A 26821-nucleotide genomic window follows, 5' to 3' on the forward strand; every position below is an offset into this window, starting at 1 on the left:
TTTGGGCTATTACTGAACACTTCTAATTACATCTTCATTATGCTCAATCATTGTATCCTATCCATAGAGAAAAACATGCCATGATAATAGAAATAGCAAATAATATTATTATATTATTAAGAATAGCTGTTCTTCTTGACATAAAATTGATGTTCCTCCTTTATCAGACCATTGATAAATCATAAGGTACTAAAGGGAGATTTAGTTTCATAATAAAACTATCCAATGTTTTATTATTAGGGTCTTACATCATTTTTTTCTATATTCAACACTATTTCCTTTTGGTTCTATTCCCAATAAAAAATCTTGCTCCATCAATATGTATCTAAATCTCTAACATAAATAAACTACAATAATTTTAGAGTTAGCCCGATTTCTCAAAAGAGTTCCGTCCTAGGTTGATAATTCTTAGTTTCTTCATCATTACACTTATAAAATTCTTAACATATTTTTATAGACAAGCTAATATATATTAATATTAAAATGCTTATGTCTATACCAAAGAGCTCAATCTTATATTACCATTAGGAGGAAATACAAATGAGAAAACCTTTTCAAATAGCACCCACTACCTTTATTTTCATTAATTATATAGGCTTGGTAGGATTATTTGCTTTTTCTTTATTGAATCTGGCGGCGCTGGCAGAGTATGTAAAATACACATATGGTGTATCTAACCACTTCATAGTTCTCTTACCCGCCATCAAGTTACTATTAAATATTGATCTTTTGTTTATAGCAGCTCTCATTTTAATATACAATGCTATTGAGAAAATTTTAGACTTTAAGCTCTTCTTCACAGGAGCCCTGCTGATAGGTGTTGTCAGCACTACATATTTCCTCATACAGCACAAGCCTATAGTCATAATTGCAACCCTAGGATTATATGGACTAGCCATTCCTCTATATGCCGTTATAGTTGGGCCTAATATCCTCACTTCAAAAAAATAACATCCCTCAAGAGCCAACAGTTATGATTTATAAATATGTTGTAGAATCTACGAAAAAATAAGAATAGGGTAGAATATCTTAAAAATCTTAAGAAATTCTACCCCTACTTTATACTGAGTCTAGCAAATTATTAATATATAACTTGAGCTGTGCAATTTTTAATATCAATGTCTATGAAAGATAAAAATCCTCCCTAATTATATAAGTATTGTGAAAATTATTATCCATGCACTTTATAATAAAAACAGGGTATCATTCCTTAAATCATTAAGAAACAATATCCTATTATATTTTATATCAAACCCGCAAAACCATTGGTATATAAGGTATCTCTACTTCTATCCTACCTCTTTTGAGGAATCATTTGGCTGGTCTTTGTGAATAATCGCCGCCTGTGGCAACACTATCAAAATAGACCAATCTCTATTTTTTAGTATTATGGAATACTTCTTGTAATCATATAGTTTATATCTGTTAAAGCTAACTGTGCAAAATCCTTCCACTATAATATTAGATAATGCAAAATACTCTTGCCTGAGTATAACACATCCTTCTTAAACCTCTTTACCCAAATTTTATTATAATTTTTGCAAAACCATGATAGAAAAAAAGATATTTTGATAGTTTCCGTTCTTAGTTAAACATTAATTCCTTGTACTTAATTCTACTTTAAGTATTAGTTTTTTTGTTTCTATTACAAGGAATGGATTAAAAACAATCATATTATGCAATTCCTTATTTAATTAATGTTATTAAAGCATATGGTTAAAGATTAGTTCAGAGCAAAAAATACATGGATAAAATTTCTGGAATAAACTGCTAATTAGTTAGACATTAGTTTAGATAAATAATATCAGTCTTATAACTAGAAGTTCCCCCTTTCCAAGTCGACCAGCCTATTTAACCGGGAATTAGACTATGCACTAACTACAGTATTCATTCATATTATATGTTGAGTAAAAATAGTAAGGGGGTTTTTTATGAACATGTACCACGGTTACCCTATCACATCGCCTCAAGGTTTAAGCGCGGCTATTGACGAAATGAGATTTTGGCTTCGGATTATGTTTGAACATGCTAAATTTATCCGTGGGGGATTAAATCCAAGTCAGGACCAGGAACACTTTATTCGCAAAGCAGAGTACTTTGCAGCAAACATTGAACGATTATTCATGATGGTAGTTAATACTCCTCCACATGATGCTAGTCGCGTTAATACTTTTGTTGACGATAGCATTAATTGGACAGTAGCATTGAGGGATTTTAAAGCCCAATTATTTGTTCTTCTAGAGCAATGTAAGGCAGTTGCCGAACTTCCTGCTCCACTTCTTGATCATATTCGCCGTGAAGCAGACTTTTTCTTAACCATGCTATACAGACTAAAAGGTTTACCTGTACCTCCTGAAACAGTATTAGGTATACCAAACGCCAATATTCCTACCAGTCTTGTACCTAAACTATTAATTCCTTTTATGGGTGAACAAATTCCTAGAATTGCCCGAGATCAAAACCTATTTTGGCTGCGAATTCATAGGGAGCATGGAGAGGTACTGTTACTAGTTGCTTATCGCCCTAAAATTCAAGATATGCTATATGAGGCTACAGCCAAATTTGAGAAACAGCTTGAAATATTGCTTGAAGAAGCTAAAAGAGTGTCCGAACAACCTACAATTTTAAAATCATTTAATACCAAAGCATATGCTGTAATGAAAGAATGGCATGATTTTTTACAAAAGTTATTTAGGGATGTCGTTGAATGCGATGTACCTTCTGGTCAGATAAATGCTCCAGCCCTAATTTTAGATCATATGGCCCGTGAAGCACAGTACTATATGGAAGTGCTTTTAATCGAAGATAAAGTATTATAATTCTGAACCTTAAGTTTTAAACACTTTAAGATTTTAAATAGTAAGGCTTACAGAATATTATTCCTAAATTATCAACTCAATTTCTTCCCAATCCTATTTTTAAAAAAGGTGCAGTAAGCACTGATTTTATTAAGAAAAGGAAAAATATTAAAAACAGGGTATTATATCTTAGATTACTAAGGCACAATACCCTAAAGTTTATTTTATAATAAATCTCTAAAAATCCTTGGTATACAAGTCATTTGGAGCTTTACCCAATCAATTTTAAGTCTTATTTCGATTGGTCCTTGTTGTTAATCGCCGCCTGAGTAGCTGCTAACAAAATAGACCAATTACCATATTTTACTATTATGGAACACTTCTGATAACCATATATTTTAATAGATATTTGTCTAGATGCACAAAACAGAAAAGTATATCTTAAAAAATGAAACCTCCCCCACTGAGATAAAGCTTTTCAGTGGTGAAGGCTAACCAGACTAACTATAAAAATATCCAACAATTTCCTTCATATATAATTTTAGATCTTTAAGATCCTCTGTAATAATTTTATAAACCATTCCCCGATCTATATTCACATAGTCATGAACCAATATATTTCTAAAAGAAGCCATGTCTCCAAGGCTTTCTTTTAGTTTTAAAGATATAATTTCATTTTCATATAATATTTCAAACACATCTCTATTAGTTTCTGGCTTTCTGTATCTCATATCAGAAATAATATGGTTCCCAATATCTATGGCACATTCTATAGCTAAATGCAAAAATCTTTCGCTAGATCCATATATGAAAGGATCTTTTACATACTCAACTTCAGTATATTTTTTTATACTATCTAAAAAACCGATGTATTCCTTTAACTTATTTAATCTGGTCATTAATATATCTACGTTTACCACTAATATCACCAACTTTCTGAGTTAAATCTCATTTTTTATTGCTTCTATCATAGCTTTATTATAGACTTCTGCATAATATTGGAAGTCAAAGTATTCTCGTAAAGCTAAAGATTCAAATTCTGATCTTCTTTTACTATCTTTTAAAAGAATACCTTTCCTTACTACTTCATATTTAAGCAGCGGTGTAGCACTATTAAGGGATATAACATCTAGTTTTCTTTGAAAGTACTTCATTCCCATATCAATTATATTTCCTTTAATTATGAGTTCCTTCTTAGATTCATATTTTTCTTGAAACATAATCGCAATATCAATATCACTTTCTTTATTATATTTTTCTGTAGCAAATGATCCAAATAAATAAACAAACTCTATAGGATATTGTTCGTTAATTTGATCTAGAAATTCATCTAGTTTTTCTAACAGGCCCTCTTTTCTCATAGTGCCACCCTTTCTTTCATACATCAGAATTATAAAAAAGCAGCTTCTAAGTATTTTGCTACCTATCACCCTAGTTATTCAAGATACTTCGCCATTAGTGTTTCTGTTTCCTTTATTTCAGCTTGAATATTACTGATATTTTCCTTTACTAAATTAACCTGTTGTGCTAGTTAAAATTTACAAATAGAAAAACCCCAGCTAATTATGTTAACCTATCTTTGATAACAACCACGAAATCAAGATAGGAGGAAAACACATGCTGGAGTTTACTAAAGAATATTCTATCAAAGAAATAGGTAATTTTAAAGACTTTATTACTATCACCTACATCTTAATTGATGATATTTATCAGAGAATTACCCCAACACATATTAAAGAACGTAGAAATATCAATGCTTCTATCCTTAGTGATAGTGAAATAATTACCATTAGTATTGTAGGTGAATTACTCACTATTGATTCTGAAAAAGCTTGGTTAGGCTTTTGTAAAAAGAATTTTCAAGACTTGTTTCCAAGATTCTGCAGCAGAACTCGCTTCAATAGAACCCGTAGGGGATTGCATGCTGTAATAGATGAAATTCGTAAAGAGCTGACTGTTATGCTAGGCTATCATCATAATTCCTATAGGATTATCGATAGCATTCCAATACCCGTTTGTAAATTCGGTAGAGCACGTTTTCACAAAACATTCAGAGGTTTTGGAGCTACCTATGGTAATTGTCCTTCTAAAAAGGAAACCTATTTAGGATTTAAACTCCACATGCTTGTTACACTTGATGGTTTTGTTACTGATTTTACCATAACATCAGCAGATATTAATGATAGAAAAGCTGTATGGGATCTACTTACACCCTATGAAGCTACTACTGTTCTTGGAGATAAAGGATATATCAATAGGGATCTTTCTCCTGAGCTTAAGGGGGAAAACAATATAGACCTTCTTCCACTTAAAAGAAAAAATAGTAAGATCCAATATCCAAAAGCTTTAAGACAACTTATCTTTAAAGCTAGAAGAAGGATTGAAACCACAGCTTCTCAACTAACAGAACAACTCAATATAGAAAAAGTATTAGCAAAATCCCTATGGGGTTTAAAAACAAGAATTAAAACCAAGCTATTAGCTTACAACCTCTGTCATTTTATCAATAGAGTACTAGATAAAGATAGTGGTACAGCTAAAATTAAAGAATTAATATTTGGATAAAATACCCATGTGGTAGAGCAAGTGAAAATTTTAGGGGGTATTATGATTTTGTAGATTACCATAATATTCCTAACCAAAAATTTTATTAAGTAGCACAACGAGTTAATTTATAAATAATGTGCAACATATTATAATCCTAAGATAAAACTCATAATCTTAATTATTCTAATGTGCAACCACATTCTGGACAATACTTCGGTTTTTTACCTCGAATATTGAAAGGCTTTTTACAGTTTGGGCATTTATAGAATATTAATGTTTGCACTAAGCTGCCCAACATCAAGATAATGCTCATATATGCAATCAACCTTATTTCAATTAAAGCCCCTAGAATTCCTATAACGACACCTGTCCAAAGCCCCACATGTGCAAGTAAGTAGCTTTTATTATAATTCAAAATTCCTCACCTCACAAAATTAAAATAATCTTTGTTTCACATTTATCTACAAATGTACAACTAATCACGCTTATTGCTTTTGCACATAATACATCAAATTCGTCCTAAATTGATTGGATGTCATTTAATATAATATTTATCTTCAGCCCATTTCAATGGATTATTTTCCATATATTCATATATTTTTAAGTACTCCTGTTGATTTCTAATTATTCTATCATGATAATTTCGTTGCCATATAGTTTTAATATTATATTTAAAGCACATTCTTGTTGATACAGATTTATAACCCTGAATTATTTTAGGTAGGGGTGGACGACTCTGTCCACCCTCAGAAATCACAACAATTCCATGAATATGATTAGGCATTAAACAAAAGGAGTCTGTTCTTACATTATCATAGATATCATTGATTTTATTCCAACACGCACATACTATTTTACCAATTTTGTTTGCCTTCATGACTTGTTTTGGGCAGACAGGGTCGTCTGCCTCTACGATTTCGCCAAATAAATTTTGTCTACCCTTGGTACATATGGTTATAAAATAATATCCTGCTTGTGAATAATCATAATTCTTTAGCCTAATATTTTTTCTTTGAGGTAATTTATCCATACATATCATCCCTTGTGTATTTTTCATATAATACCAATGCCCTACAATCTATAGTCTTTATTACCTGCTTTGAATAGCAGAATCGTCTGCCCCTACTTCTCACATTTTCCATCTTATGTCCATTCTAACATATTCATCAGCATTTTCCCATTTTTAGTATATTAGGACTAGAACCATACCTAGTATTTTAATAATAAAAGTGGCAGTAAGCACCGTTTTAGAAGAAAAATAAAACATCACAAAACAGGGTATTATCTCTTATGTTATTAAGAAATAATACCCTTATATTATTTAGATCAATTTTCTTTAACATTGTTGTGAGCAGGCAGAGTCGTATACCCCTACTTCTTATAGGTCCTTGTTGTTAATCGCCGCCTGAGCCGCTGCTAACCTTGCCACTGGCACACGATAAGGTGAACAGGAAACATAATCTAATCCTAATATGTGGCAGAACTCTACGGAATCAGGATCTCCACCGTGTTCCCCACAAATACCCAGTTTAATATCTGATCTTGTTTCCCTTCCTAACTTAACAGCTATCTCCATTAGCTTTCCAACACCTTTTCTATCAATTCTTTGGAAAGGATCCTTTTCTAAAATATTTTTTTCTTTATATTCTTTAATAAATCTGCCAGCATCATCCCTGGAATACCCATAGGTCATTTGAGTTAAGTCATTGGTGCCAAAAGAGAAAAATTCTGCCTCTGTAGCAATTTCATCTGCAGTTATTGCTGCTCTAGGTATTTCTATCATTGTACCTATTAGATATTGAAGCTGGACACCTTTTTCTTCTAATACTGCCTTTGCAGTCTTTAATACAATGTCTTTATTATACTGGAATTCTTTTAACTCTCCCACCAGTGGTATCATGATTTCTGGAATAACATCAAAGTCTTCCTTTTCCTTTACTATAGCCGCTGCTTCTATAATAGCTCTTACCTGCATTTCATATATTTCTGGATACGTTACTGCCAATCTACAGCCCCTATGACCCAGCATTGGGTTCATTTCCTTCAAATCATTAACAACACCCTGTAATTGATTATAGGAAATCTGCATTTTTTCTGCCAATTGTCTTATATCCTCTTCCTCATGGGGTAAAAATTCATGAAGAGGTGGATCTAACAGCCTAACCGTAACAGGGCGATCCCCCATTGCTTTAAAAATTTCAACAAAATCCTCACGCTGCATTGGCAATAGTTCTTCTAGTGCACTTCTTCTTTCTTCCTGACTTCTGGCCAGAATCATTCTACGCATTACAAAGATCCTCGATTCTTCAAAAAACATATGCTCTGTTCTACATAGACCAATTCCTTCGGCTCCAAATTCAATAGCTTGTTTTGTATCTCTTGGTGTATCGGCATTTGTTCTTACTTTTAAGCGTCTTATTGCATCTGCCCATGTCATTAGCTCTAAGAAATTGTCGGTTAATTGAGACTCTTCAGTGGCTATTTCTCCCTCATAGACAATTCCTTGATTACCGTCTAAGGAGATATATTCCCCTTCTTTATAAGTATTTTCGTCAACTTTAAAAAGTTTAGCGACTTCATCTATCTTGATTTCTCCAGCCCCTGCTATACAGCATTTCCCCATTCCTCTTGCCACTACTGCTGCATGGGAGGTCATGCCACCTCTGGCGGTTAATATACCTTGAGCTGCCACCATACCTTCTATATCCTCTGGTGAAGTTTCTATCCGAACTAGTATCGCTTTTTCTCCTCGACTATTGGCATGCACCACATCCTCTGGATTAAAATATATTTTTCCAGAAGCCGCTCCTGAAGATGCAGGCAAACCTTTTGTTATGACAACAGCTTTTTGCAGTGCTTTTTCATCAAAAGTAGGATGTAACAGTTGTTCTACCTGCAATGGATCTATCCGTAGAATAGCTTCCTCCTTTGATAATGTTCCGTCTTTAAACATGTCTACTGCAATATTCACTGCAGCTAATGCAGTCCTTTTACCTTTTCTCGTCTGTAAAATATACAATTCTTCATTTTCTATAGTAAACTCAATATCCTGCATATCCTGATAGTGACTTTCCAATAGATTTGCAACCTCATTAAATCTTTCGTAAGCCTTTGGCATACTGTCCTTAAGCTCATCAATCGGCCTAGGAGTTCGAATACCTGCAACAACGTCTTCTCCCTGTGCATTCATTAAAAATTCTCCAAATAGCCTATTCTCACCAGTAGAAGGGTCTCTTGTAAAGGCAACACCCGTCCCTGAAGTTTCTCCCATATTTCCAAATACCATAGACTGGATGTTCACTGCAGTTCCCAATGTATCAGGAATGTCATTCAATTTTCGGTATACCTTTGCTCTTGTGTTATTCCAAGATCTAAATACAGCCTCTATGGCCATAAATAACTGTTCTTTTACATCTTGTGGAAAATCTGCATTTTTTTCTTTCTTTATGACAGCTTTGTATTTTTCTATAATCTCCTGTAAATCCTCTGCTGTTAGTTTTGTATCTTCTTCAATGTTTTTCTCAACCTTCTTATTTTCAAGTATATGATCAAACTTATATTTCGGGATTTCTAAAACAACATCTCCAAACATTTGAATAAAACGTCTGTAGCTGTCATAGGCAAACCGCGGATTTGCAGTGACATTTGCCAGCCCTTTTACAGACTCATCATTTAAGCCAAGGTTTAAAATCGTATCCATCATCCCGGGCATAGAAATAGGACTACCTGATCGTACCGATACTAATAAAGGATTATTTACCGCCCCTAGTTTCTTATCCATTTTCTCCTCAAGTGTGACTAGATGCTCTAATACTTCTTTTCTTAATTCCTTCCATAATCTTGCACCTTCTTTATAATACTGATTACAGGCTTCGGTTGTAACAGTAAATCCACCCGGAACAGGAAGTCCTATTCTAGTCATTTCTGCTAAATTAGCACCTTTTCCACCTAAAAGAAGCCCCATATCAGATGTTCCCTCATGAAAGTCATATACATATTTTTTCAACATTGACACCTCCAATAAATAGTTAAGTATTAGAATCCCTCATAGTTCTGACCATACTCTTATAATTCTTAATTTTAATAATCTAAGGAGCTACATTTGCAGACCTTAGCAGCATTTATAATGCCTTATTTACCATTCGTCAGTTTATAGCCAATTTCTCTAAATATTTCTAATATAATACTAGCACTTTCCTCTACAGCCTTTGAAGAAACATCTATCACTGGACAAGAAAGACGCTTCATAATGTCATCAGCATATTCTAATTCCTCTAAAATTCTTTCTATACTAGCATAGTTTGCTTCACTTTTTAAACCCAATGCCTTAAGTCTTTCTTGTCTTATCTCTATAAGTTTCATAGGATTTGTAGTTAATCCAATAATTTTTTTAGAAGGAACTTCAAATAATTCTTTAGGCGGAGCCACTTCTGGCACTAGCGGAACATTCGCCACCTTTAAATTTTTGTGGGCTAAATACATACTTAAAGGGGTTTTTGAGGTTCTAGATATTCCAATTAATACGATATCTGCTTTTTTTAGACCTCTTGGATCCTTACCATCATCATACTTAACTGCAAACTCAATCGCTTCAACCTTTCTAAAATATTTTTCATCAAGCTTTCTAATCAATCCTGGTTCCCTTTTAGGAGTAGATTGAAGTATACCGCTTAATCCTTCAACAATGGGTGACATGATGTCAATGCAGGGAATATTGTGCTTTGCACTTTCTTCTGCTAAAAAAGTTTTCAATTCTTTTACTACCATAGTGAATACAATAATAGACCTTTGCTGCTTTGCCTCCTCTAACATTTCAGTAATTTGGGACTTTTCGTTAATAAAAGGATATCTTCTTATTTCATAATTTTCAAATACAAATTGGCTAATTGCTGCCTTAGCCACCTGTTCAGCTGTTTCTCCAATAGAATCTGATACAAGATAGATTAATAAATTTTCATTATCCATAAAATTCCTCCTACTCTTTACATAGTTCAACAAAAAGTTTTGTAATATTGCTTTTTGAAATTTTACCAATTACCTTTAGCTTCTCTTTTCCATCAATCGTGACCTTTTCTACAACTGGTAAACTATCAACCTCATGATTAACAATCTTAATAGCGGCTTCTATAATATTTTCTTCAAGAAATATTGTAGTAATATTAGGCATTCGTGTCATAACCATTCCAACAGGCACTTTATTTACGTCTATTCCCCCTATAGCATTTTTTAAAAAGTCTTTACGGGAAACAACCCCTGCTAAAGAGCCATTAGAAACAACATAGATGGCCCCTGTATCCTCTAAAAACATAGTGACAATTGCATTATAGACTGACACATCCTCTGTCACTACAGTAGGCAATGACATAATCTCCTTCACTTTTATATTCTTTGCCTGCTGAGCCAGCATATTCATATGAGGCTTACCGGTATAAAAGTATCCCACCTTAGGCCTTGCATCTAATGCACCCGACATCGTTAATATAGCTAAATCTGGCCGTAAAGTAGCTCTTGTAACCTTCAAAATTTCCGCAATTTCTTGGCTTGTGATAGGTTCTCGCTCCTGAACAATATCAATAATTTTATTTTGTCTACTTGTAAATTCTATAACTATCACCTCTTTATGTGTTATTCTAATATGTATATGTGTTATACTATATTAATAATTTATCACATTTTTATTAGTTTTGCTATACTATTTTATATTATTCTAGAAAAAAAAATCAGTTAGAGCCCTAAACCTCCAACTGATTCTTCTTCTTTCTATTAAAATCTTAATTTTTTGTCTAGATATGTTTCTAATTGATCCATTGAAATTCTTTCCTGTTGCATTGTATCTCTATCTCTAATTGTTACACATTGATCCTCTAATGAATCATAATCAAAAGTAACACAGTAAGGTGTACCTATTTCATCATGACGTCGGTATCTTTTTCCGATGCTTCCCGCTTCATCGTAATCTGTCATATATTTTTCTGATAACTTTTCATAAAGCTTTAATGTTTCCTCTTTAAGCTTTTTAGTCAATGGTAATACGGCTACCTTAAAGGGAGCTAATGCTGGATGCAGCTTTAATACTACTCTTGTATCTTTTTCATCAATAACCTCCTCCTCATAAGCATCTACGAGAAAGGCTAGCGTCACCCTATCGGCTCCTAATGAAGGTTCTATACAATAAGGCACATATTTTTCATTTGTTACAGGATCTTGATAAGTAAAATCTACTCCTGAGTGTTCACTATGTTGTTTTAAGTCAAAATCAGTTCTGTCAGCTATACCCCATAGTTCACCCCAACCAAAGGGAAATCTAAATTCGATATCTACAGTAGCATTACTATAATGGGAAAGCTCTTCTGCAGAATGTTCTCTTAATCTTATACTTTCTTCCTTCATATTTAAAGATAACAACCAGTTTTTGCAGAAGTTCAACCAATAATCAAACCATTCTAAGTCTTCTCCTGGCTTGCAGAAAAATTCTAATTCCATCTGTTCAAACTCTCTTGTTCTAAAGGTAAAGTTTCCTGGAGTAATTTCATTTCTAAAGGATTTACCTATTTGTCCAATACCAAATGGCACTTTTTTTCTAGAGGTTCTTAGGGCGTTTTTAAAGTTTACAAAAATCCCCTGTGCTGTCTCAGGACGAAGATAGATTTCTGTACCACTGTCCTCCGTTACCCCTTGAAAAGTTTTGAACATTAAGTTGAATTGACGAATATCTGTATAATCGTTGGCACCACACTCAGGACATTTGATACTCTTTTCCTCGATGAAATTCCTCATCTTTTCGTTACTCCAACCGTCAATGCTAATGTCGTCAATACTTTCTCCTTCAGCTTTTAAATAATCCTCTACAAGTTTATCTGCTCTAAATCTAGCTTTGCATTTTTTACAATCCATCAATGGATCATTAAATCCTCCCACGTGTCCAGATGCTACCCATGCCTGAGGATTCATCAATATTGCTGAATCTAGTCCAACGTTATAGGGACTTTGTTGGATAAATTTTTTCCACCATGCTTTTTTTACGTTATTTTTCAATTCGACTCCTAATGGACCGTAATCCCATGTATTCGCTAAACCTCCATATATTTCGGAGCCAGGAAAAATAAACCCTCTAGATTTTGCCAACGATACAACTTTTTCCATTGCCTTTTCCTTTGTCATAAAATCTCCTCCTAAAATTTTTTAGAAAAGTAGATGACCAAAATCTTTGATTTTGTGTCAGTCACTTTCACAGAGTGCAAGTAGATGACCAAAATTTTTGATTTTGCGTCAGTCACTTTTACAGAGTAAAAAAATAAAGCCCTTCCTCCCTAATAATGCTTAGGGACGAAAGACTTTTCTTCCGCGGTTCCACCCTAGTTGATACCAGTAAGGTATCCACTTTCATAGGTTTAGCTCAAAAGTGCCCTTCATTGATAGTTTACACTGGGCTTACACCTTCCCCAGCTCGCTTTGGTATCCTTATCAAATACTCTTCTTTCTCATTGCTAAATATTATATCTAATTTAAGCTATAATGTATCAAATTATTCTGATATTGTCAATAGAGATTTCGCTAAAAATCTGCACCATCTTCATCTAAATCATTTAAAGTATCATCAATGTCTTCGGTGATAGGATTTTTTTTCATCATACCTTTGAACTCATCTACCTTTTCTTCTGCCATTTCATTGAGATCTAAAATTTTGCCATCATTTTGTACAATTTCAATCTTGGTTTTTGTCACCAATGCTGCAGAAATACCAAGTAATGAGGCTACCGGTGCCAATATAACCCCTATAGCACCTGCGGTAACTGGGATGTTTAGCAAAACCTCGTCGTCCTTTTTTAGGAGTACTCTTGTTACATTTCCCTTTTCAATTACCTTTTTAAGCTTTTCCATCATTTCATTACCGGCGATACTCATATTTTTTGTCCATTTACTCCCTGGTTCTTCTTCTAAAGCAATCAATGCTTCCACTACATTTCCTCCTGCATTTTCTAAAGTATCCTTTGCTTTTTTATAAGACACACCAGTTCTTTCTCTAATAATGTCAATTTTTTCAAGGTTAATATCCATTTATTTCCTCTCCTTTCTACAAAAGTTTCCCCTTCGGTGTATTGCTAAGTCTCTCGCTTTAGAAAGCGATAGTCTAAGCAATACATCCTCGAAGTAAATTCGGCTACAATTCAGTGAGAGTAAAAACTCACTCTAGATAAACAAACTAAGTGACCAACATGAAAGTTACAAACCTAACTTTCGGTTGTCTACTTATGAATTAAGGCTCATTTTATCAGCCAGCTCCATACTTTTAAAATCATATTTATTAATATGCACCATTATGTACTGTTTTAATAATTTTTTTAATGCATCATTTAAAGATTTATTGACTTTTAGTTTTTGCACCTCAATAATATCCTTTGACTGTAGATATTTTGCTAATCGTAGAGTCATGTCAGATATTCTCATACTATAGGGATCCTGTTGTAGGCAGTGATTGCACAATATGCCTCCCTCCTGAGGACTAAACCTCCAATGAGGTGATTGTTTTTTTCCACAGTTTACACATTGATCAAACTCTGGCTTAAATCCACTATAGTTTAAAAAGTGCAATTCATAGCTTCTTATGATTGTATCGATTTCTATTTCTATTTCTGATTTTGTTAATAGGTATAAGATTTTTCCAAGCAAATTAAAAAGACGATTGTTTGTTTGCCCTTCATTTGCTACAGCATCTACTAACTCTACTACGTATGCACCATAGGATAATTTCTTGATATCTTCCCTAATTTTATAAAAAATTTCTTTTGGCTCGCATTGAGATACTGTATAAAGACTCTTCCCCCTATATAACACAAAATCACTATAGCAAAAAGGTTGTACACCAGCCATCATAGTGCTTTTAGGTCGTTGTACACCTTTTGCTATAGCATTAATTTTACCTAATTTTCTTGTAAATATAGTCAAAAGACTATCAGTTTCTGCATATTTCTTATTTCTTAAAACAAAGCCTTCTGTTTTTAGAAGCATGATCCTTGTCTCCTATACATTAATCTCCTGTTAGTTATAATGAATTGATTTTTGTTGTCTCTATTGCTTGTAATTGCGATTTTATTGAGCGATTTTCCCTAGGCATTAGTTCATCGCTATATTTTTTACAGTATAAGTACGCTTCAATACTACCTGTTCTTTTAAAAATATTCCACATTTTATTATTTAACATATCAAAGTCCCCTTTCACTTTTTAATAATACTACAGACAAAATAATTTACTCTTATTAGTAGTTTTCGTTTTAAAGAGACTTGTATACATTGAAAATTTTGTAATTATATTTATTCATAGCCCAAGGTTCTTAATGTGTTTTGACTGTTTCTCCAATCTTCCTTTACTTTTACCCATAATTCTAAGTATACCTTCGATCCTAATAGCTTTTCTATATCTTCTCTAGCGCTCTTTCCAATTCCCTTTAATTTTCTTCCTTGTTTCCCAATAATAATCCCTTTGTGAGATTTTTTTTCACAATAAATGGTAGCATGTATATCTACAATGTCTTTGTTTTCCCTTTGTTTCATCATGGTGGTTTCTACAGCTACACCATGGGGAATTTCTTCGTGGGTATAGTGTAGAATTTTTTCTCTAATAATTTCTGCTACAATGACTCTTTCAGGTTGATCTGTAATCATATCACCTGGGAAATATTGTGGACCCTCAGGAAGAAAATCTACAATCTTATCCACTAGAACCTGTAAATTAGCCCTTTCTAAAGCAGATATTCCTACGATGTCAGAAAAAATATTCATTTTTTCATACTTTTCATATATATAGTTAAACTTCTCCTGATCAATTTTATCAATTTTGTTTATTACCAAAATAACCGGTGTTTTTATATCCTTAAGCTCTTGAATAATATAAGTATCTCCAGCCCCAATAGTAAGACTTTCATCTACTACAAATAAAATCACATCAACCTCTCCTAAGGTTTCTCTTGCCGCTTTTAACATATAATCCCCCAGTTTATGCTTTGGTTTAGTGATACCAGGGGTATCGATGAAAATCATTTGAAAATTATCTTCTGTATGAATGCTCTGTATTTTATTTCTAGTGGTTTGAGGTTTATCTGACATGATTGCTATTTTTTGACCAATTACTTCATTCATTAAAGTAGACTTTCCAACATTAGGCCTGCCAATAATGGTTACGAAACCTGATTTATAAGTCATTACAACAACTTCCTTTCGCTTTTTCCAAATCCTCTGGTGTGAAGGAATGGGGTAGTAGATCTTCTATAGTAAATACTTGGTAATCATCTTCTGTCTTTCCAATAATCAATTTGATTTTTTTTCCATACTCAACAATGACCTGTCTACATATGCCACAGGGAAAAGTATATTGATTGGGGTCACCTACCACAGCAATAGCTTCTATTTCCCTTTCTCCTTCAGATACTGCCTTAAAAATTGCCGTTCTTTCAGCACAATTGGTTCCTCCATAGGAGGCACATTCAATATTGCATCCAGTATAGACTTTTCCTGTCTTTGTTAGCAGTGCCGCCCCTACAGGAAAATTCGAATAGGGTACATATGCCTTTTCTTGAGCTAATTTAGCTATTTTGATAAGCTCTTTATATTCCATTACGCTTCCTCCTTATGATGGATACTGACTTTTTTGTTCCATCTAGCTTTATCAATATCATCTTTCCCTCTATACGTTAATTTTAATACTCTAAGGACTGCAAATATAGACCTTGGGTATTAAAATTTATAAGTGTATATTCTACTGCAATTCAATTTCTCTATTATTAGGAAATACACAAACCCAAGTTTTTCCTTTGTTTAATTTTAAAGTTTTGCCTTCGCTATCTATATATTCAGTAACTATATTATATGCACTTTTGTTCCATGTAATAGGTACAGCTTTTCCGTTGGAGATATAAAGCCCTTTTCCACTACCTACTAGGTCTATATCCCTTCTTCCTTCCGTATCTCCTGGTATGTGCTTAATATTGGCGTATTGAATAATAACGTTTTTCACCTTTAATTGTTCATTATTATTCTCATCGATGTGAGGTTGATCAAACTGTAATCTGTTATAAAGCTGAGTTTCAGCATCGTAACGAAAGCTTGAAACATAATCCTTTGAAAAAGGAACAGTAACGATTTCTGCATTTTCTCCTGCCGGTATCCATTCTTCTTCAGCAAAAGTGAACTTATCATTCAAATCTTTTTTTCTTTCCCAACTATAGCCCACCTTTTCCCATGCCTTCATAATTCCTTCTGCACTTGTATATAAACTGTGTTCGTACATTCCTCTTTGTTTTGATCTAACAGGGTCTCTCCACGCCATGATACTTTCTAAATAGGATAGACTGTTGAGGTTACCAGGCTTTAAGCTCTGAATTGCTTCAAAGGCTTGTGGACTGCCACCATGATGTACAAATATAGCATCATGGTCAAATGCAAAATTTAAATAATAATGACGTGTACTTCTAACAGGGCCAATTTTTTCTGTATTAAAATCTTGAAAAACAGCTACCAGTCTAGTAATATTTCCTTCTGCTAGGGTTTCGTACATAATATCCGCATCAGAAATACCACTTTGAGGTAGAGCTGCTTTTATATTATTAATCATTATTGCTACAGGTCTTCTTGCAGCAGCTTCTTCATCGATCCATAGGCCTGTTAAGGGATTAATGGCTAATCCTTCGTAGGAGACTTCCTCTTCTGCTGGTTCTTCAATAACCTCACTAGTTAAATCTTGTTGATCATTTTCTTCTTTTTTACTACACCCCAATACTGTAACAATTAAACTAATTATCAGCAAACCTATGACAACTCTCTTAAAGTTCATTTATTTTCTCCCCTTCACAACAAATTATGCTTCGTAAATTTGCTTCACTAGAGAACCCTAGGTTCTCTTCACCGACTGCTATGCAGTCTGAACACCCTCCTGACTACCGATTATCTAGCTATCTGAAAAATAATAATTGCTATGATGATTCCTAAAAATCCTCCTACTACCACTTCAAAAAAACTGTGTATTTTACCTTCTACTCTACTTTGACAGACCAATAGTGCCATTAATATTGATAAGGTTGATATAAACATATTTTCTGTAATAAAGGTTATGGCAGTGGCTAAGCAAAAAGCTACTGCTGCATGACCACTAGGCATTCCCCCCTGAACAGGTGTACCTTTTCCGAAGTATGCTTTTAAACCAATGGTAGCAAAAATTGTAATAATTAATACAATGAATGTAATATGCATTGATGATTGTCTTACACGATTTAAAACAATATGGGTATAGGGGTTAATCCTATGAAAAAATATTAAATAAGCTACTATGATAGAGTTAATAGCTGCTATCAAAACAGCTCCAGCAGCTACATTTTTGGCAATTTTAGCAAACAAATGATATTTATCTGTTATTAAATCAATAGCAGCTTCAATAGCCGTATTGATCATTTCTGCGATAATCACAACAGATATTGTTAAAAATAGAATTAGGATTTCTATCCGTGATAAATCAAAAAATAAACTTAGTGTTAACACAGCAATGGAAACAAAAAAATGAATTTTCATGTTTCTTTGGGTCTTAAGAGCATATATAATACCCTCAAAAGCAAAGTTAAAGCTCTCAATGAGTTTTCTTACCTTCATATAAACATAACCTCGTTTATTCTCTATTTATTCCTAACTTCATCAGTACTTCTTCTTCTTTATGCCTCATTATTTTTTCGTCCTCTTCCTCCATATGGTCATAACCCATTAGATGAAACATACTGTGGACTGTTAAAAAGCTTATCTCTCTATAAAATGAGTGACCATATTCTTCTGCTTGTTCTACAGCCTTTTCCACAGATATTACGATGTCTCCTAATATTTTTTCCTCCATAGTAGGTGTATCATCATCAACCATTGGAAAGGACAAAACATCAGTTGGATTGTCTTTCCCTCTGTAGCCTTTATTCAGTTGCTGTATTTCTGCATTATCTACCAATGATAGACTAACTTCATAATCCTCCTCCCAACCTTCATAAACTAAACATGCTTCAACTGCCTTCTGCAGTATTTTTATTAATTCTTCTTCTATGTCTACAATATTTTGTCTATTATCAATTGCTAGTTCCATATGCCTTCCTTCCCTTCAATTCTTTAATATCTGTATCAGGATATTCAATCCGTTCATGGAAAATACCTAACATCACCTTAACAAAGGTTTTCTTAATTATTTCTAACTCATTCAAAGTTAAATTACTTTCATCCAGTTGCCCATCCGCTAATTTTTCCTCTACGATCTTATGGATTAACTTTTCAATTTTATCCTTAGATGGACTACTTATACTTCTTACAGCAGCTTCGACAGAATCCGCTAACATAACAATCGCAGTTTCTTTTGTCTTTGGTTTTGGACCACAATATCTAAAGCTTTGTTCATCTATATTTTCTCCATTTTCACCGGTTTTTGCTTTGTGATAAAAGTAAGCTACCAATGTATCTCCATGATGCTGTTCTATAAAATCCATCACTTCTGCAGGCAGTTTATACTTTTTCCCCAAGTCTATTCCATCCTTCACATGTCCAGTAATAATTAAACTGCTCAATGATGGCGTCAATTTTTCGTGAGGATTTTCAGAGGTTAATTGATTCTCTTTAAAGAAATAGGGTCTTTTTATTTTGCCAATATCATGATAGAAGGCACCTACCCTTGCTAAAAGTGAATTTCCTCCCACTGCATCTGCTGCTGATTCACTTAGATTACCTACAATAATACTATGATGATAGGTTCCCGGGGCTTCTATTAGTAATTTCTTTAATAGAGGTTGATTAGGGTTAAATAGCTCTACCAGCTTTAAAGGTGTAACAACTCTAAAAAGATGCTCCCATAGTGGTAAGGTTCCTACGGTTAGTATGGAACAAATTAAACCATTTAAAACCCCATAAAATCCATACATTAATACTTTTCCTACTTCATTACTGTTAATAAAACCAATACCTATAATTGTAAGGATATTCACGAAACTAACAACGATTCCTGAAATAAAAATACCTGTTCTTTGCTGCATATTTCTAACACTAAATACCCCTACTGCTCCTCCAAGGACTGCCATTGTAAGAAATATGATATCATTGCCAGTAATAATGCTAATCAATATACTAAGGCACAAGTTAACCAATAATGCAAGCCTTGGTTCCAAAAGAATTGCCAACAGCATAGCTGACACCGCAACTGGCATTAAATAAATAGAAATGCTTGCTAGTGCCTTTGCAATAATTAAAGTTCCCAGCATGATAATATACATCATAAGTAGCTTATCGGTTTTATCAAAAATTTCTCTATTAAAAAAATATATATATGCAATGATTAGAATTTGTATTACTAATACGATAGAGGTTATTCCCAAATACAGCATTAAATCTACTTTATTGTTATCTGTCAAAATCGATAATCCTCTTAAAATCTCTAACCTGTCATGGGTAACGATATCTCCTTCTTTTAGGATATTGTCCCCTTTCTTTATCATGATTCTTTCAACACTTTCTACAGCTTCCTCACGAAGCTGCTCTGTTGCTTCGATATCAAAAAACATATTTGGACGTATCGTTGCATGGATTACTGCTATACCCATTTCTTTCATCGAATCATTAAAATCCTCTAGCTGAAGAACATACTCCTTAATACTGCTTTTTTCTTTTTGAAGATTCTCCACTTTAATTCCTGTATTCATACTTTGAGCAACAATTTCATAAATATAGGTTTCAAGATAACTGATTTTATCTAAGGGAGCCGTCAAAGCTGTATCGAGATGATCTTTATTTAGATTTAAAGGGTTCTCTTCTTCAAGAATACTTTTTTTCTCTTCTTCACTAATCTCATCAAGTTCATCAAGTTCCTCATTATTTCTCAGCTGATAAACAGTTTGAAAAAAATTCTCAATATCCTTTTTAACCTCTACATGCACCGCAGAGTCAAAGCTATAGATTAGTTCTACTGATTCAGATGCCTTTTCCTTTAGTTTTTGAGTAGCCCATCTATCTTCGATATCTTTAGGTGAATAAATATCTGCTGGAGATCTTTGCCCCAATGCGATATCAAACTTTTCTGGTTTTAAACTTATTGTGAGAACTGAAAAAACGCTAACGAAAAAAATAATAGCCATAAGGATATGCTGAAGCCTCTTCAGTTTAAAAAGCCTTCCAATAAAATTGTTTGAAAGCTTGTCTATCCATTTTTTAAAAAAACTCATGTTTTTTTCCTCCTAAGTTTTTTTCTGTTCCCTATCCTTTGGGTTATCTTTTCTCCTTTTTATGCTCAGCTATATCATAAGCCTTAATAATTTTTTGTACCAAATGATGTCTTACTACATCCTTCTCTGTTAAATAGCAAAAGCCTATTTCTTTAATATCTTTTAATACGGCTGCTGCATTCTTAAGACCTGAAGATTTTCCTCCTGGCAGGTCTATTTGCGTAATATCTCCAGTTACCACCGCTTTTGAACCGAAGCCTAGCCTTGTTAAAAACATTTTCATTTGTTCCCTTGTAGTATTTTGAGCTTCATCTAATATAATAAAAGAATTATCCAAGGTTCTTCCTCTCATATACGCTAATGGAGCTACTTCAATCAAACCTCTTTCCATATATTTTTCAAATTTATCAGCACCTATGATATCAAATAATGCATCGTATAATGGTCTCAAATATGGATCTACCTTATCCTTTAAATCCCCTGGTAAAAATCCAAGACTTTCTCCTGCCTCTACCGCAGGTCTTGTTAAAATAATTCTGCTAACCTCTTCGTTTCTAAAAGCCTTCACCGCCATCGCTACTGCTAAATAGGTTTTTCCTGTACCTGCTGGTCCTATACCAAATGTTAAATCCTTGCTGCCAATTTCCTCTAGGTAGCTTTTTTGGCCTAAGGTTTTAGGTTTGATAGGCTTCCCCTTAGCAGTCATAATAAGGGCATCTCCTATCAAATCCTTAATCCTATCTTGATTTCCCTCTAAAAGCATATCAATGATATACCGTACATTTTGTGATGTTAGACTTTCACCCTTCTTAATCATATTTTCTAATTCATCAACTAACTTTTCTCCAAGCTTCAGGTTTTTCTCTGAACCTAATAATATAATTTCACCTTCCCTAGATATTACATCTATTTGCAGGTGTTTTTTTATTAATTTTATGTTTTCATCGAAGTTTCCAAACAGTTCTTTCACAAAGTTCATATCCTGTACTATCATTCTTTTCTGTTGTTGGTTTTCCAAAGACTAATCCTCCTCAATTTGTAGTTTCTTTTGCTGGGCTATATCTTCTAACACCTCAATAATAACACTACTGTGCAGGGTGTTATCGTTAATAATAAATTCAGTATTGCTATTTAATATTTCCAGTTCTTTAGGAATTTCCTGAAGTAAATCTTCTACCAAAGTTTCGTGTAAAAGATTTTTTGTCTTTTCGATGTCTAACTTCTCTTCTATTTCTATTGCCTCGTATATTTCTTCTGTTATAATTTCGACAGGTAGACCTTTATTCCTCCATTCAATAGGTTTTTTTGATGTTTTTTCTATAATAAACACTTCATAAGGATTGTCACCCTTACTTAAGGCCAATTCTAAGTCACCTATTTTAATGATTCTTCTGGTATATTTAGCACCTGTTTTTACCTTTTCTATTTCAACTAAATCCACGGTTTTACTAGCCTCATAATAGGTTTTCGCATAAACTTCTCCATAGGCATGCAGGTAAAGGGGTCTTTCCATCCCTTCCCTCTCTACGATACCAGTGATCAAAAGGTCTCCCTCAGATACGATATCTCCCTTCTCCACAAGAGCATCACCATTTCTAGCAATAACTTTTTCTATCACACCATTTTTTTTTGCTACCACATCACAGGGTATATCTTTCTCTATTTTAGGAGGAGGAACGATTTTTTCTACCACCTCTACTTTAGCATGTATGCCATTAATTTCTATACCCACCCAAGCTAGTTCATCTATGTCAATTAATAAATTGTTTTCTATTTCTCTTAGATTAACAGTATATCTGTTCACCCCTATTTTAAATCCTGATGATTCCAAAGTATTAACTATTTTTTCTGTAGATATACTTTCGTTGCCATTTACTTCTATAACAAAAACAAAACTAGAAAGGACAAGTAATAGACTTAAAGAAAAAAATGCTCCCACGATAAGCATTTTTCTTTTCTTCATTTTGCTAAACCAAAATGGATATCCATTTTTTTCAGATATATACATTTTACATCCTGCTTTTCTTGTAAGCCTTCTAACAGCCTTATATCCTTTAATTCCTATCTTTGCCTCTAGAGTCGTATAATTTATTCTTCTAATATCCCATAAATAAATATCTCTAGCAATACACATATTAATAAACTTTTCTAAGGATAATCCTTCTATCCTAATAATAACATAGCCTCTAAAATAATTCCATAGCTTAAGTATTAACAACTATATCACTCCCTAATCTGTGAATTCCACCTGCTGAATTTCTCCAACGATAACAATCTCCTCAAGGACAATATTTTTTAAAAGTAAATTTTTCCCGATAATTCTTAAAGCGCCACTTTTTGTATTAATTCTTATGCGGTTATTGGTATATTCTATGATTCCTTTATGGTTCTCAATATATATTTGGAGATTGCCTAACATTGTAATTTTAGGTATGTCCAAGATAATATCCTTTGGTAATTCTAATATTTCTGCTAAACTTTTTTTTACTTCTTGACTTTTTTTCATTTGGCACACCTCCTCGTATATTCAATTTTTATGCTTGAATATTTTTCTGTAGACCTTTTTTTATTTAATATCGAGGGACTTCTTGCAATAAATTTATGGCCTCAAAAAAGTCAAAAAGCTATACAAATATTTCTCTTATTAAGAAATACTGCATAGCTTTCATAGTTTGCTATTAGATTGTTTTTGACACATATCGCTTCTAATACACAGGATCTAGGGTTTAGTCCCGTCTTTTATCACACTCTGTAAAAGTGACTGACACCAAATCAAAGATTTGGGTCATCTACTTTTCTTAATGCTTTAGGTTTCCCTAAAATTTCTGACATGATGATTCCTTGGAGAAGGGTTCCTTCATCAAAGGAAAGAGTGAAATTTGAAACTTCATCACAAATTTCATCATCATATACAGTTTTCATCTTAGAATCCTTTTTAGAAGTCGCTACTTTTTTATTAGTTTCTGCTTTACCTAAAGTATATCTTCTTTCCTGTTGCTTACTATCAACTTGTTGCTGATGGGCATTTGAATCCTCATATCCTTCATATTCATAATCCACATGATAGGATTCTTCTTTTTGCTTTTGACCTGAAGGCTTTTCTTTAAATACATCATCAAAATCTGTCTTTAATTCTTTAATTAAATCCCCTAAGCCTCCTCTGGGAAGTTCTCGTAGGGTTTTAGGTTTTTCAAATGTCTGATCTTCTCCAGCCTTTACTTGCTTATCTTCAAAGTCCCCTGGCTTTCTATAGGTCTTTCTGACATTCTTATCCTTCTTGAAAAGGGTACTTACAATAGCAAATATAATAAAGATAAAAATACTTTCCACAGCTTCATCACTTCCTTTTTTAAAGGGCTGCTGTAACAGGCTTATTTTTTGTCATTCTTATGATCCTTACCTCCAGTTCCTTTATTTACATTGGAGATAGCTTCTCTCATATTGGTATCAGCCAATACATTTCTCATATTATAATAATCCATCACACCAAGTTTCCCTTCTGTTAATGCTGTAGCCATAGCTTTTGGTACTTCTGCTTCAGCTTCAACAACCTTGGCTCTCATTTCTTCTACCGCCGCCTTCATTTCTTGTTCCTTAGCTACCGCCATAGCTCTTCTTTCTTCTGCCTTCGCTTGAGCAATACGTTTATCTGCTTCTGCTTGGTCAGTTTGTAGTTGAGCCCCAATATTTCTTCCGATATCAATGTCTGCAATATCGATAGATAAAATCTCATAAGCTGTTCCAGCGTCTAAACCCTTGCCTAGAACTGTTCTTGAAATCAAATCAGGATTTTCTAATACGTCCTTATGGGTACCGGCAGAACCAACTGTAGTTACAATCCCTTCTCCTACTCTTGCTATAATTGTTTCTTCTCCGGCTCCACCAACAAGTCTTTCGATATTGGCTCGAACAGTAACCCTAGCCTTCGCCATGACTTCAATGCCATCCTTAGCTACTGCAGCGATTTTTGGAGTTTCAATAACCTTAGGGTTAACACTTACCTGTACCGCCTGCAAAACATCTCTACCAGCTAAATCAATAGCTGCTGCTCTTTCAAATTCTAAATTGATATCTGCTCTTTGAGCTGCTATCAATGCATCTGCTACCCTATTAACATCTCCACCAGCTAGATAATGGGCCTCTAGCTTATCAATGTTTAAATCTAAGCCTGCTTTTGTCGCCTTGATCATTGGATTTACAATTCGAATAGGTTGAACCCTTCTAAAACGCATTCCTACTAATGTAAAAATACCTACCCGTACTCCAGAAAAGTATGCAGTAACCCATAATCCTACTGGAATAAAGCTCAATATAATAGATAATAAGATAAACCCAATTGCAAATAAAATCAGTAATGGAATAATACCTTGCATTTAAAACCCTCCTAATTAATTTTTTTAACAATAATTCTTCTACCTTCCACCTTTGCAACCTTCACTCTACTTCCTACTTCAATAAATGCTCCTTCTGAAATAACATCTAATATTTCTCCATCAACATCAATGGTTCCTGCTGGCCTAAGATAGGTAATTACAATTCCTTCCTGCCCAATATATTGACTATACTTACCAGTGGAACTATATCCTTCTTCTTTTTTCAATTGCGTCCCCAATATAATACGGTCAAAATGCTTGCTTCTAGGAGCGTATTTCAGTATCAGTATAAAGGCTATAATTGTTAATACAAAAGAGACTAGTAGTGAAATGATAGCACTAACAGCACCATTTGAAGCCATAATAATACTAATTATAACACATATGAGGCCACCTACCCCAGGAATACCAAAGCCTGGAGCAAAGGCTTCTATTAACAACAATATTAACCCTACAAAGAAAACCATTAATACTGCCCATCCGGCATTTCCAGCTAAAATAGCTCCTCCGAAATAAAGGGCAAATGCAACAAAGCTAACGGTTCCCCCAACACCAAAGCCTGCTGTAAATATTTCTATTAACAACCCTATAAAGCCCAAACTCAAAAGGATAGGAGCAACATAGGAGCTGGTCACAATTTGAGCCAATCTCACTCTTGCAGCTATAGGCACTTCAACAATATTGCTGTACTCAATCGAGGTCGATTGTAAAATCCCTGCATAATCTGATTCAACATAATCGGCAAATTTTAATTCTTTAGCTTCTCCAGTAGTCAAATTTAAAAGCCTATCCTTTTCAATCACACCTGGTATTTCAATAGCGCTATCAGCAGTAGCAGCTACAAGCTCAGGATCTCTACCTTTTTCCTGTGCCACTGCTCTTAAAAGACTAGTCCACATAGACAAAGTCTTTTCGGTATTGGGAATAGGTTCAGCTGAACCTATGGTACTGCCTGGGGCCATGACAATAGTATCTGCAGAAATCGTTAGAAGTACTCCTGCTGATTCAGCCTTTGTATTTACAAAGGAGATCGTAGGTAGTCCTGTTCTCCTTATGACAGTGCTTATCTTTTCAGCAGAATCAATTCTACCCCCATAGGTATCTATTTCAAATATGATAGCTACAGCATTTGGATCCTGTTCTGCAGCAATAATACTACTTTTTACATATTCATATACTGCTGGTCCAATTTCCCCTTCTATTGGAATTACATAAACGTTACTAACTCCGTTACTTCCACTAGCTTGAAGCGGCAATATAGAAAACAACAATGCAAGGGTTAAAAATATAAGCCATCTTCTCTTCATTTTATCACCTCTTTCTATACCATTATAACACTATTTAGCCAATTATCATATTGATTGTCGAAAATTTGTCATGCTGTAATGAAATTGTAATGTCTATAGCTCCTTTATCTATATAGGTAACCAACTACAGAACTTAAGCAGATGACTGAAATCTATGATTTCATGTTAGTCGCTTATACAAGGTGAATTTTTGATATGCTAAGGGCTACATTTGCAGCCTATGGGTTTTTGGGCGAAACCGTAGACCGTGTATATTAAAATTTAAGTCTAAAGGCGTATACCTATATCAATATATATATTCATTTTTAAATATTTTAAACTTATTTATTTCTTAGACATTTAAAAACTATATATAAGTAGTTACCTAGATTTTGTACAAACAAGACCATAGTATTTTCCAAGGGTTACCATGGCAACATTACCAAAAAACAACTAAAGGTGAGAATACCCCGCCCATAGAAGTATTTTTTATCCCCAAAAAATCCTACGAAAGGCGGTATCTCACCTATGAAAAGTATATCATTCAAACTAGATGAGAATAAAGTGGTAAATACTTCTGCTTGGCTTGTATC

The 26821-nt window shown here is 33.8% G+C and carries 26 protein-coding genes and 1 other annotated feature; of the genes, 3 read left to right on the forward strand and 23 right to left on the reverse strand.

All coding sequences use genetic code 11. From position 1 onward, the window contains the following. The first annotated feature begins 540 nt into the window (after nt 1-540). On the forward strand, nt 541-951 hold the full coding sequence (locus tag CHB72_RS19610; protein WP_089284570.1) for a hypothetical protein: 411 nt from the start codon (nt 541-543) through the stop codon (nt 949-951). Between the two features lie 980 nt (nt 952-1931). Further along, the gene (locus tag CHB72_RS19615; RefSeq protein WP_089284571.1) at nt 1932-2819 is read left to right on the forward strand and encodes a DUF2935 domain-containing protein; all 888 of its coding nucleotides are present in this window, start codon (nt 1932-1934) and stop codon (nt 2817-2819) included. Between the two features lie 479 nt (nt 2820-3298). Here the strand turns inward: CHB72_RS19615 and hepT are convergent, their stop codons facing one another. Both hepT and mntA read right to left on the reverse strand, forming a co-directional pair. Continuing rightward, nucleotides 3299-3718, reverse strand: a complete 420-nt coding sequence (hepT, locus tag CHB72_RS19620; RefSeq protein WP_089284572.1) for a type VII toxin-antitoxin system HepT family RNase toxin — start codon at nt 3716-3718, stop codon at nt 3299-3301. 21 nt (nt 3719-3739) lie between these two features. Further along, nucleotides 3740-4159 carry a type VII toxin-antitoxin system MntA family adenylyltransferase antitoxin gene (mntA, locus tag CHB72_RS19625; protein ID WP_207652610.1) on the reverse strand — a complete coding sequence of 140 codons (420 nt, stop codon included), beginning with the start codon at nt 4157-4159 and terminating at the stop codon, nt 3740-3742. A 256-nt stretch (nt 4160-4415) separates the two neighbouring features. On the opposite strand from mntA, the gene CHB72_RS19630 reads away from it, so the two are divergent. Continuing rightward, on the forward strand, nt 4416-5363 hold the full coding sequence (locus CHB72_RS19630) for an IS982 family transposase (protein ID WP_089284574.1): 948 nt from the start codon (nt 4416-4418) through the stop codon (nt 5361-5363). A gap of 160 nt (nt 5364-5523) precedes the next feature. Here CHB72_RS19630 and CHB72_RS27120 read toward each other — a convergent pair whose 3' ends face one another. From CHB72_RS27120 to CHB72_RS19730, 21 genes are all read right to left on the reverse strand, one after another. Then, entirely contained in the window at nt 5524-5760 is a 237-nt protein-coding gene (locus CHB72_RS27120; protein WP_089284575.1) for a hypothetical protein, read from the reverse strand. A 120-nt stretch (nt 5761-5880) separates the two neighbouring features. Beyond that, on the reverse strand, nt 5881-6375 hold the full coding sequence (locus CHB72_RS19640) for a transposase (protein ID WP_089284576.1): 495 nt from the start codon (nt 6373-6375) through the stop codon (nt 5881-5883). A 348-nt stretch (nt 6376-6723) separates the two neighbouring features. Then, nucleotides 6724-9354, reverse strand: a complete 2631-nt coding sequence (ppdK, locus tag CHB72_RS19645; RefSeq protein WP_089284577.1) for a pyruvate, phosphate dikinase — start codon at nt 9352-9354, stop codon at nt 6724-6726. Between the two features lie 122 nt (nt 9355-9476). Next, nucleotides 9477-10310: a pyruvate, water dikinase regulatory protein gene (locus tag CHB72_RS19650; RefSeq protein WP_089284578.1), complete on the reverse strand. Its 834-nt coding sequence runs from the start codon at nt 10308-10310 to the stop codon at nt 9477-9479. Nucleotides 10311-10320: 10 nt separating this feature from the next. Then, nucleotides 10321-10959 (reverse strand): helix-turn-helix transcriptional regulator, encoded by a 639-nt coding sequence (locus CHB72_RS19655; protein WP_089284579.1) that lies wholly within the window; start codon nt 10957-10959, stop codon nt 10321-10323. A 149-nt stretch (nt 10960-11108) separates the two neighbouring features. Further along, nucleotides 11109-12506, reverse strand: a complete 1398-nt coding sequence (locus CHB72_RS19660) for a glycine--tRNA ligase (protein ID WP_089284580.1) — start codon at nt 12504-12506, stop codon at nt 11109-11111. A 158-nt stretch (nt 12507-12664) separates the two neighbouring features. Continuing rightward, nucleotides 12665-12839, reverse strand: a binding site (T-box leader). A gap of 60 nt (nt 12840-12899) precedes the next feature. After that, nucleotides 12900-13403, reverse strand: a complete 504-nt coding sequence (locus tag CHB72_RS19665; RefSeq protein WP_089284581.1) for a DUF4342 domain-containing protein — start codon at nt 13401-13403, stop codon at nt 12900-12902. Between the two features lie 192 nt (nt 13404-13595). Continuing rightward, nucleotides 13596-14354, reverse strand: coding sequence for a DNA repair protein RecO (gene recO / locus CHB72_RS19670; RefSeq protein WP_089284582.1), 759 nt, complete (start codon nt 14352-14354; stop codon nt 13596-13598). A gap of 34 nt (nt 14355-14388) precedes the next feature. Beyond that, nucleotides 14389-14547: a YqzL family protein gene (locus tag CHB72_RS26030; protein WP_141131514.1), complete on the reverse strand. Its 159-nt coding sequence runs from the start codon at nt 14545-14547 to the stop codon at nt 14389-14391. A gap of 110 nt (nt 14548-14657) precedes the next feature. After that, complete coding sequence (gene era, locus CHB72_RS19675; RefSeq protein ID WP_089284583.1) at nt 14658-15545, reverse strand: GTPase Era; 888 nt, start codon at nt 15543-15545, stop codon at nt 14658-14660. Next, nucleotides 15535-15957, reverse strand: coding sequence for a cytidine deaminase (locus CHB72_RS19680; protein ID WP_089284584.1), 423 nt, complete (start codon nt 15955-15957; stop codon nt 15535-15537). Before CHB72_RS19680 ends, era begins: the two co-directional genes overlap by 11 nt. A gap of 141 nt (nt 15958-16098) precedes the next feature. Further along, entirely contained in the window at nt 16099-17172 is a 1074-nt protein-coding gene (locus CHB72_RS19685) for a DUF3048 domain-containing protein (RefSeq protein WP_089284585.1), read from the reverse strand. A gap of 110 nt (nt 17173-17282) precedes the next feature. Next, nucleotides 17283-17981, reverse strand: a complete 699-nt coding sequence (locus CHB72_RS19690) for a diacylglycerol kinase (protein ID WP_089284586.1) — start codon at nt 17979-17981, stop codon at nt 17283-17285. A 16-nt stretch (nt 17982-17997) separates the two neighbouring features. Next, the gene (gene ybeY, locus CHB72_RS19695; protein ID WP_089284587.1) at nt 17998-18453 is read right to left on the reverse strand and encodes an rRNA maturation RNase YbeY; all 456 of its coding nucleotides are present in this window, start codon (nt 18451-18453) and stop codon (nt 17998-18000) included. Further along, nucleotides 18437-20569, reverse strand: a complete 2133-nt coding sequence (locus CHB72_RS19700; RefSeq protein ID WP_089284588.1) for an HD family phosphohydrolase — start codon at nt 20567-20569, stop codon at nt 18437-18439. The genes ybeY and CHB72_RS19700 overlap by 17 nt, the downstream gene beginning before the upstream one ends. A 43-nt stretch (nt 20570-20612) precedes the next feature. After that, the gene (locus CHB72_RS19705; protein ID WP_089284596.1) at nt 20613-21563 is read right to left on the reverse strand and encodes a PhoH family protein; all 951 of its coding nucleotides are present in this window, start codon (nt 21561-21563) and stop codon (nt 20613-20615) included. A gap of 27 nt (nt 21564-21590) precedes the next feature. Then, on the reverse strand, nt 21591-22787 hold the full coding sequence (gene yqfD, locus CHB72_RS19710) for a sporulation protein YqfD (RefSeq protein ID WP_089284589.1): 1197 nt from the start codon (nt 22785-22787) through the stop codon (nt 21591-21593). A gap of 12 nt (nt 22788-22799) precedes the next feature. After that, nucleotides 22800-23075 (reverse strand): sporulation protein YqfC, encoded by a 276-nt coding sequence (yqfC, locus tag CHB72_RS19715; RefSeq protein WP_089284590.1) that lies wholly within the window; start codon nt 23073-23075, stop codon nt 22800-22802. 266 nt (nt 23076-23341) lie between these two features. Beyond that, a complete protein-coding gene (locus CHB72_RS19720; RefSeq protein ID WP_089284591.1) occupies nt 23342-23899 on the reverse strand; it encodes a hypothetical protein in 558 nt (185 codons plus the stop codon). A gap of 41 nt (nt 23900-23940) precedes the next feature. Beyond that, nucleotides 23941-24942: a flotillin-like protein FloA gene (gene floA, locus CHB72_RS19725; protein ID WP_089284592.1), complete on the reverse strand. Its 1002-nt coding sequence runs from the start codon at nt 24940-24942 to the stop codon at nt 23941-23943. Nucleotides 24943-24953: 11 nt separating this feature from the next. Further along, the gene (locus CHB72_RS19730) at nt 24954-26249 is read right to left on the reverse strand and encodes an NfeD family protein (protein WP_089284593.1); all 1296 of its coding nucleotides are present in this window, start codon (nt 26247-26249) and stop codon (nt 24954-24956) included. Nucleotides 26250-26821: the final 572 nt, after the last annotated feature.

Source organism: Anaerovirgula multivorans (assembly GCF_900188145.1).
Lineage (GTDB): Bacteria > Bacillota > Clostridia > Peptostreptococcales > Natronincolaceae > Anaerovirgula > Anaerovirgula multivorans.

Excerpts from the sequence above, each read along its gene's own strand:
- CHB72_RS19610 (WP_089284570.1), top strand. The coding sequence starts at position 541 with ATGAGAAAACCTTTTCAAATAGCACCCACTACCTTTATTTTCATTAAT.
- CHB72_RS19615 (WP_089284571.1), top strand. The coding sequence starts at position 1,932 with ATGAACATGTACCACGGTTACCCTATCACATCGCCTCAAGGTTTAAGC.
- mntA (WP_207652610.1), bottom strand. The coding sequence starts at position 4,159 with ATGAGAAAAGAGGGCCTGTTAGAAAAACTAGATGAATTTCTAGATCAA.
- CHB72_RS19630 (WP_089284574.1), top strand. The coding sequence starts at position 4,416 with ATGCTGGAGTTTACTAAAGAATATTCTATCAAAGAAATAGGTAATTTT.
- CHB72_RS19640 (WP_089284576.1), bottom strand. The coding sequence starts at position 6,375 with ATGGATAAATTACCTCAAAGAAAAAATATTAGGCTAAAGAATTATGAT.
- ppdK (WP_089284577.1), bottom strand. The coding sequence starts at position 9,354 with ATGTTGAAAAAATATGTATATGACTTTCATGAGGGAACATCTGATATG.
- CHB72_RS19650 (WP_089284578.1), bottom strand. The coding sequence starts at position 10,310 with ATGGATAATGAAAATTTATTAATCTATCTTGTATCAGATTCTATTGGA.
- CHB72_RS19660 (WP_089284580.1), bottom strand. The coding sequence starts at position 12,506 with ATGACAAAGGAAAAGGCAATGGAAAAAGTTGTATCGTTGGCAAAATCT.
- CHB72_RS19665 (WP_089284581.1), bottom strand. The coding sequence starts at position 13,403 with ATGGATATTAACCTTGAAAAAATTGACATTATTAGAGAAAGAACTGGT.
- recO (WP_089284582.1), bottom strand. The coding sequence starts at position 14,354 with ATGCTTCTAAAAACAGAAGGCTTTGTTTTAAGAAATAAGAAATATGCA.
- CHB72_RS26030 (WP_141131514.1), bottom strand. The coding sequence starts at position 14,547 with ATGTTAAATAATAAAATGTGGAATATTTTTAAAAGAACAGGTAGTATT.
- era (WP_089284583.1), bottom strand. The coding sequence starts at position 15,545 with ATGACTTATAAATCAGGTTTCGTAACCATTATTGGCAGGCCTAATGTT.
- CHB72_RS19680 (WP_089284584.1), bottom strand. The coding sequence starts at position 15,957 with ATGGAATATAAAGAGCTTATCAAAATAGCTAAATTAGCTCAAGAAAAG.
- CHB72_RS19685 (WP_089284585.1), bottom strand. The coding sequence starts at position 17,172 with ATGAACTTTAAGAGAGTTGTCATAGGTTTGCTGATAATTAGTTTAATT.
- CHB72_RS19690 (WP_089284586.1), bottom strand. The coding sequence starts at position 17,981 with ATGAAGGTAAGAAAACTCATTGAGAGCTTTAACTTTGCTTTTGAGGGT.
- ybeY (WP_089284587.1), bottom strand. The coding sequence starts at position 18,453 with ATGGAACTAGCAATTGATAATAGACAAAATATTGTAGACATAGAAGAA.
- CHB72_RS19700 (WP_089284588.1), bottom strand. The coding sequence starts at position 20,569 with ATGAGTTTTTTTAAAAAATGGATAGACAAGCTTTCAAACAATTTTATT.
- CHB72_RS19705 (WP_089284596.1), bottom strand. The coding sequence starts at position 21,563 with ATGATAGTACAGGATATGAACTTTGTGAAAGAACTGTTTGGAAACTTC.
- yqfC (WP_089284590.1), bottom strand. The coding sequence starts at position 23,075 with ATGAAAAAAAGTCAAGAAGTAAAAAAAAGTTTAGCAGAAATATTAGAA.
- floA (WP_089284592.1), bottom strand. The coding sequence starts at position 24,942 with ATGCAAGGTATTATTCCATTACTGATTTTATTTGCAATTGGGTTTATC.
- CHB72_RS19730 (WP_089284593.1), bottom strand. The coding sequence starts at position 26,249 with ATGAAGAGAAGATGGCTTATATTTTTAACCCTTGCATTGTTGTTTTCT.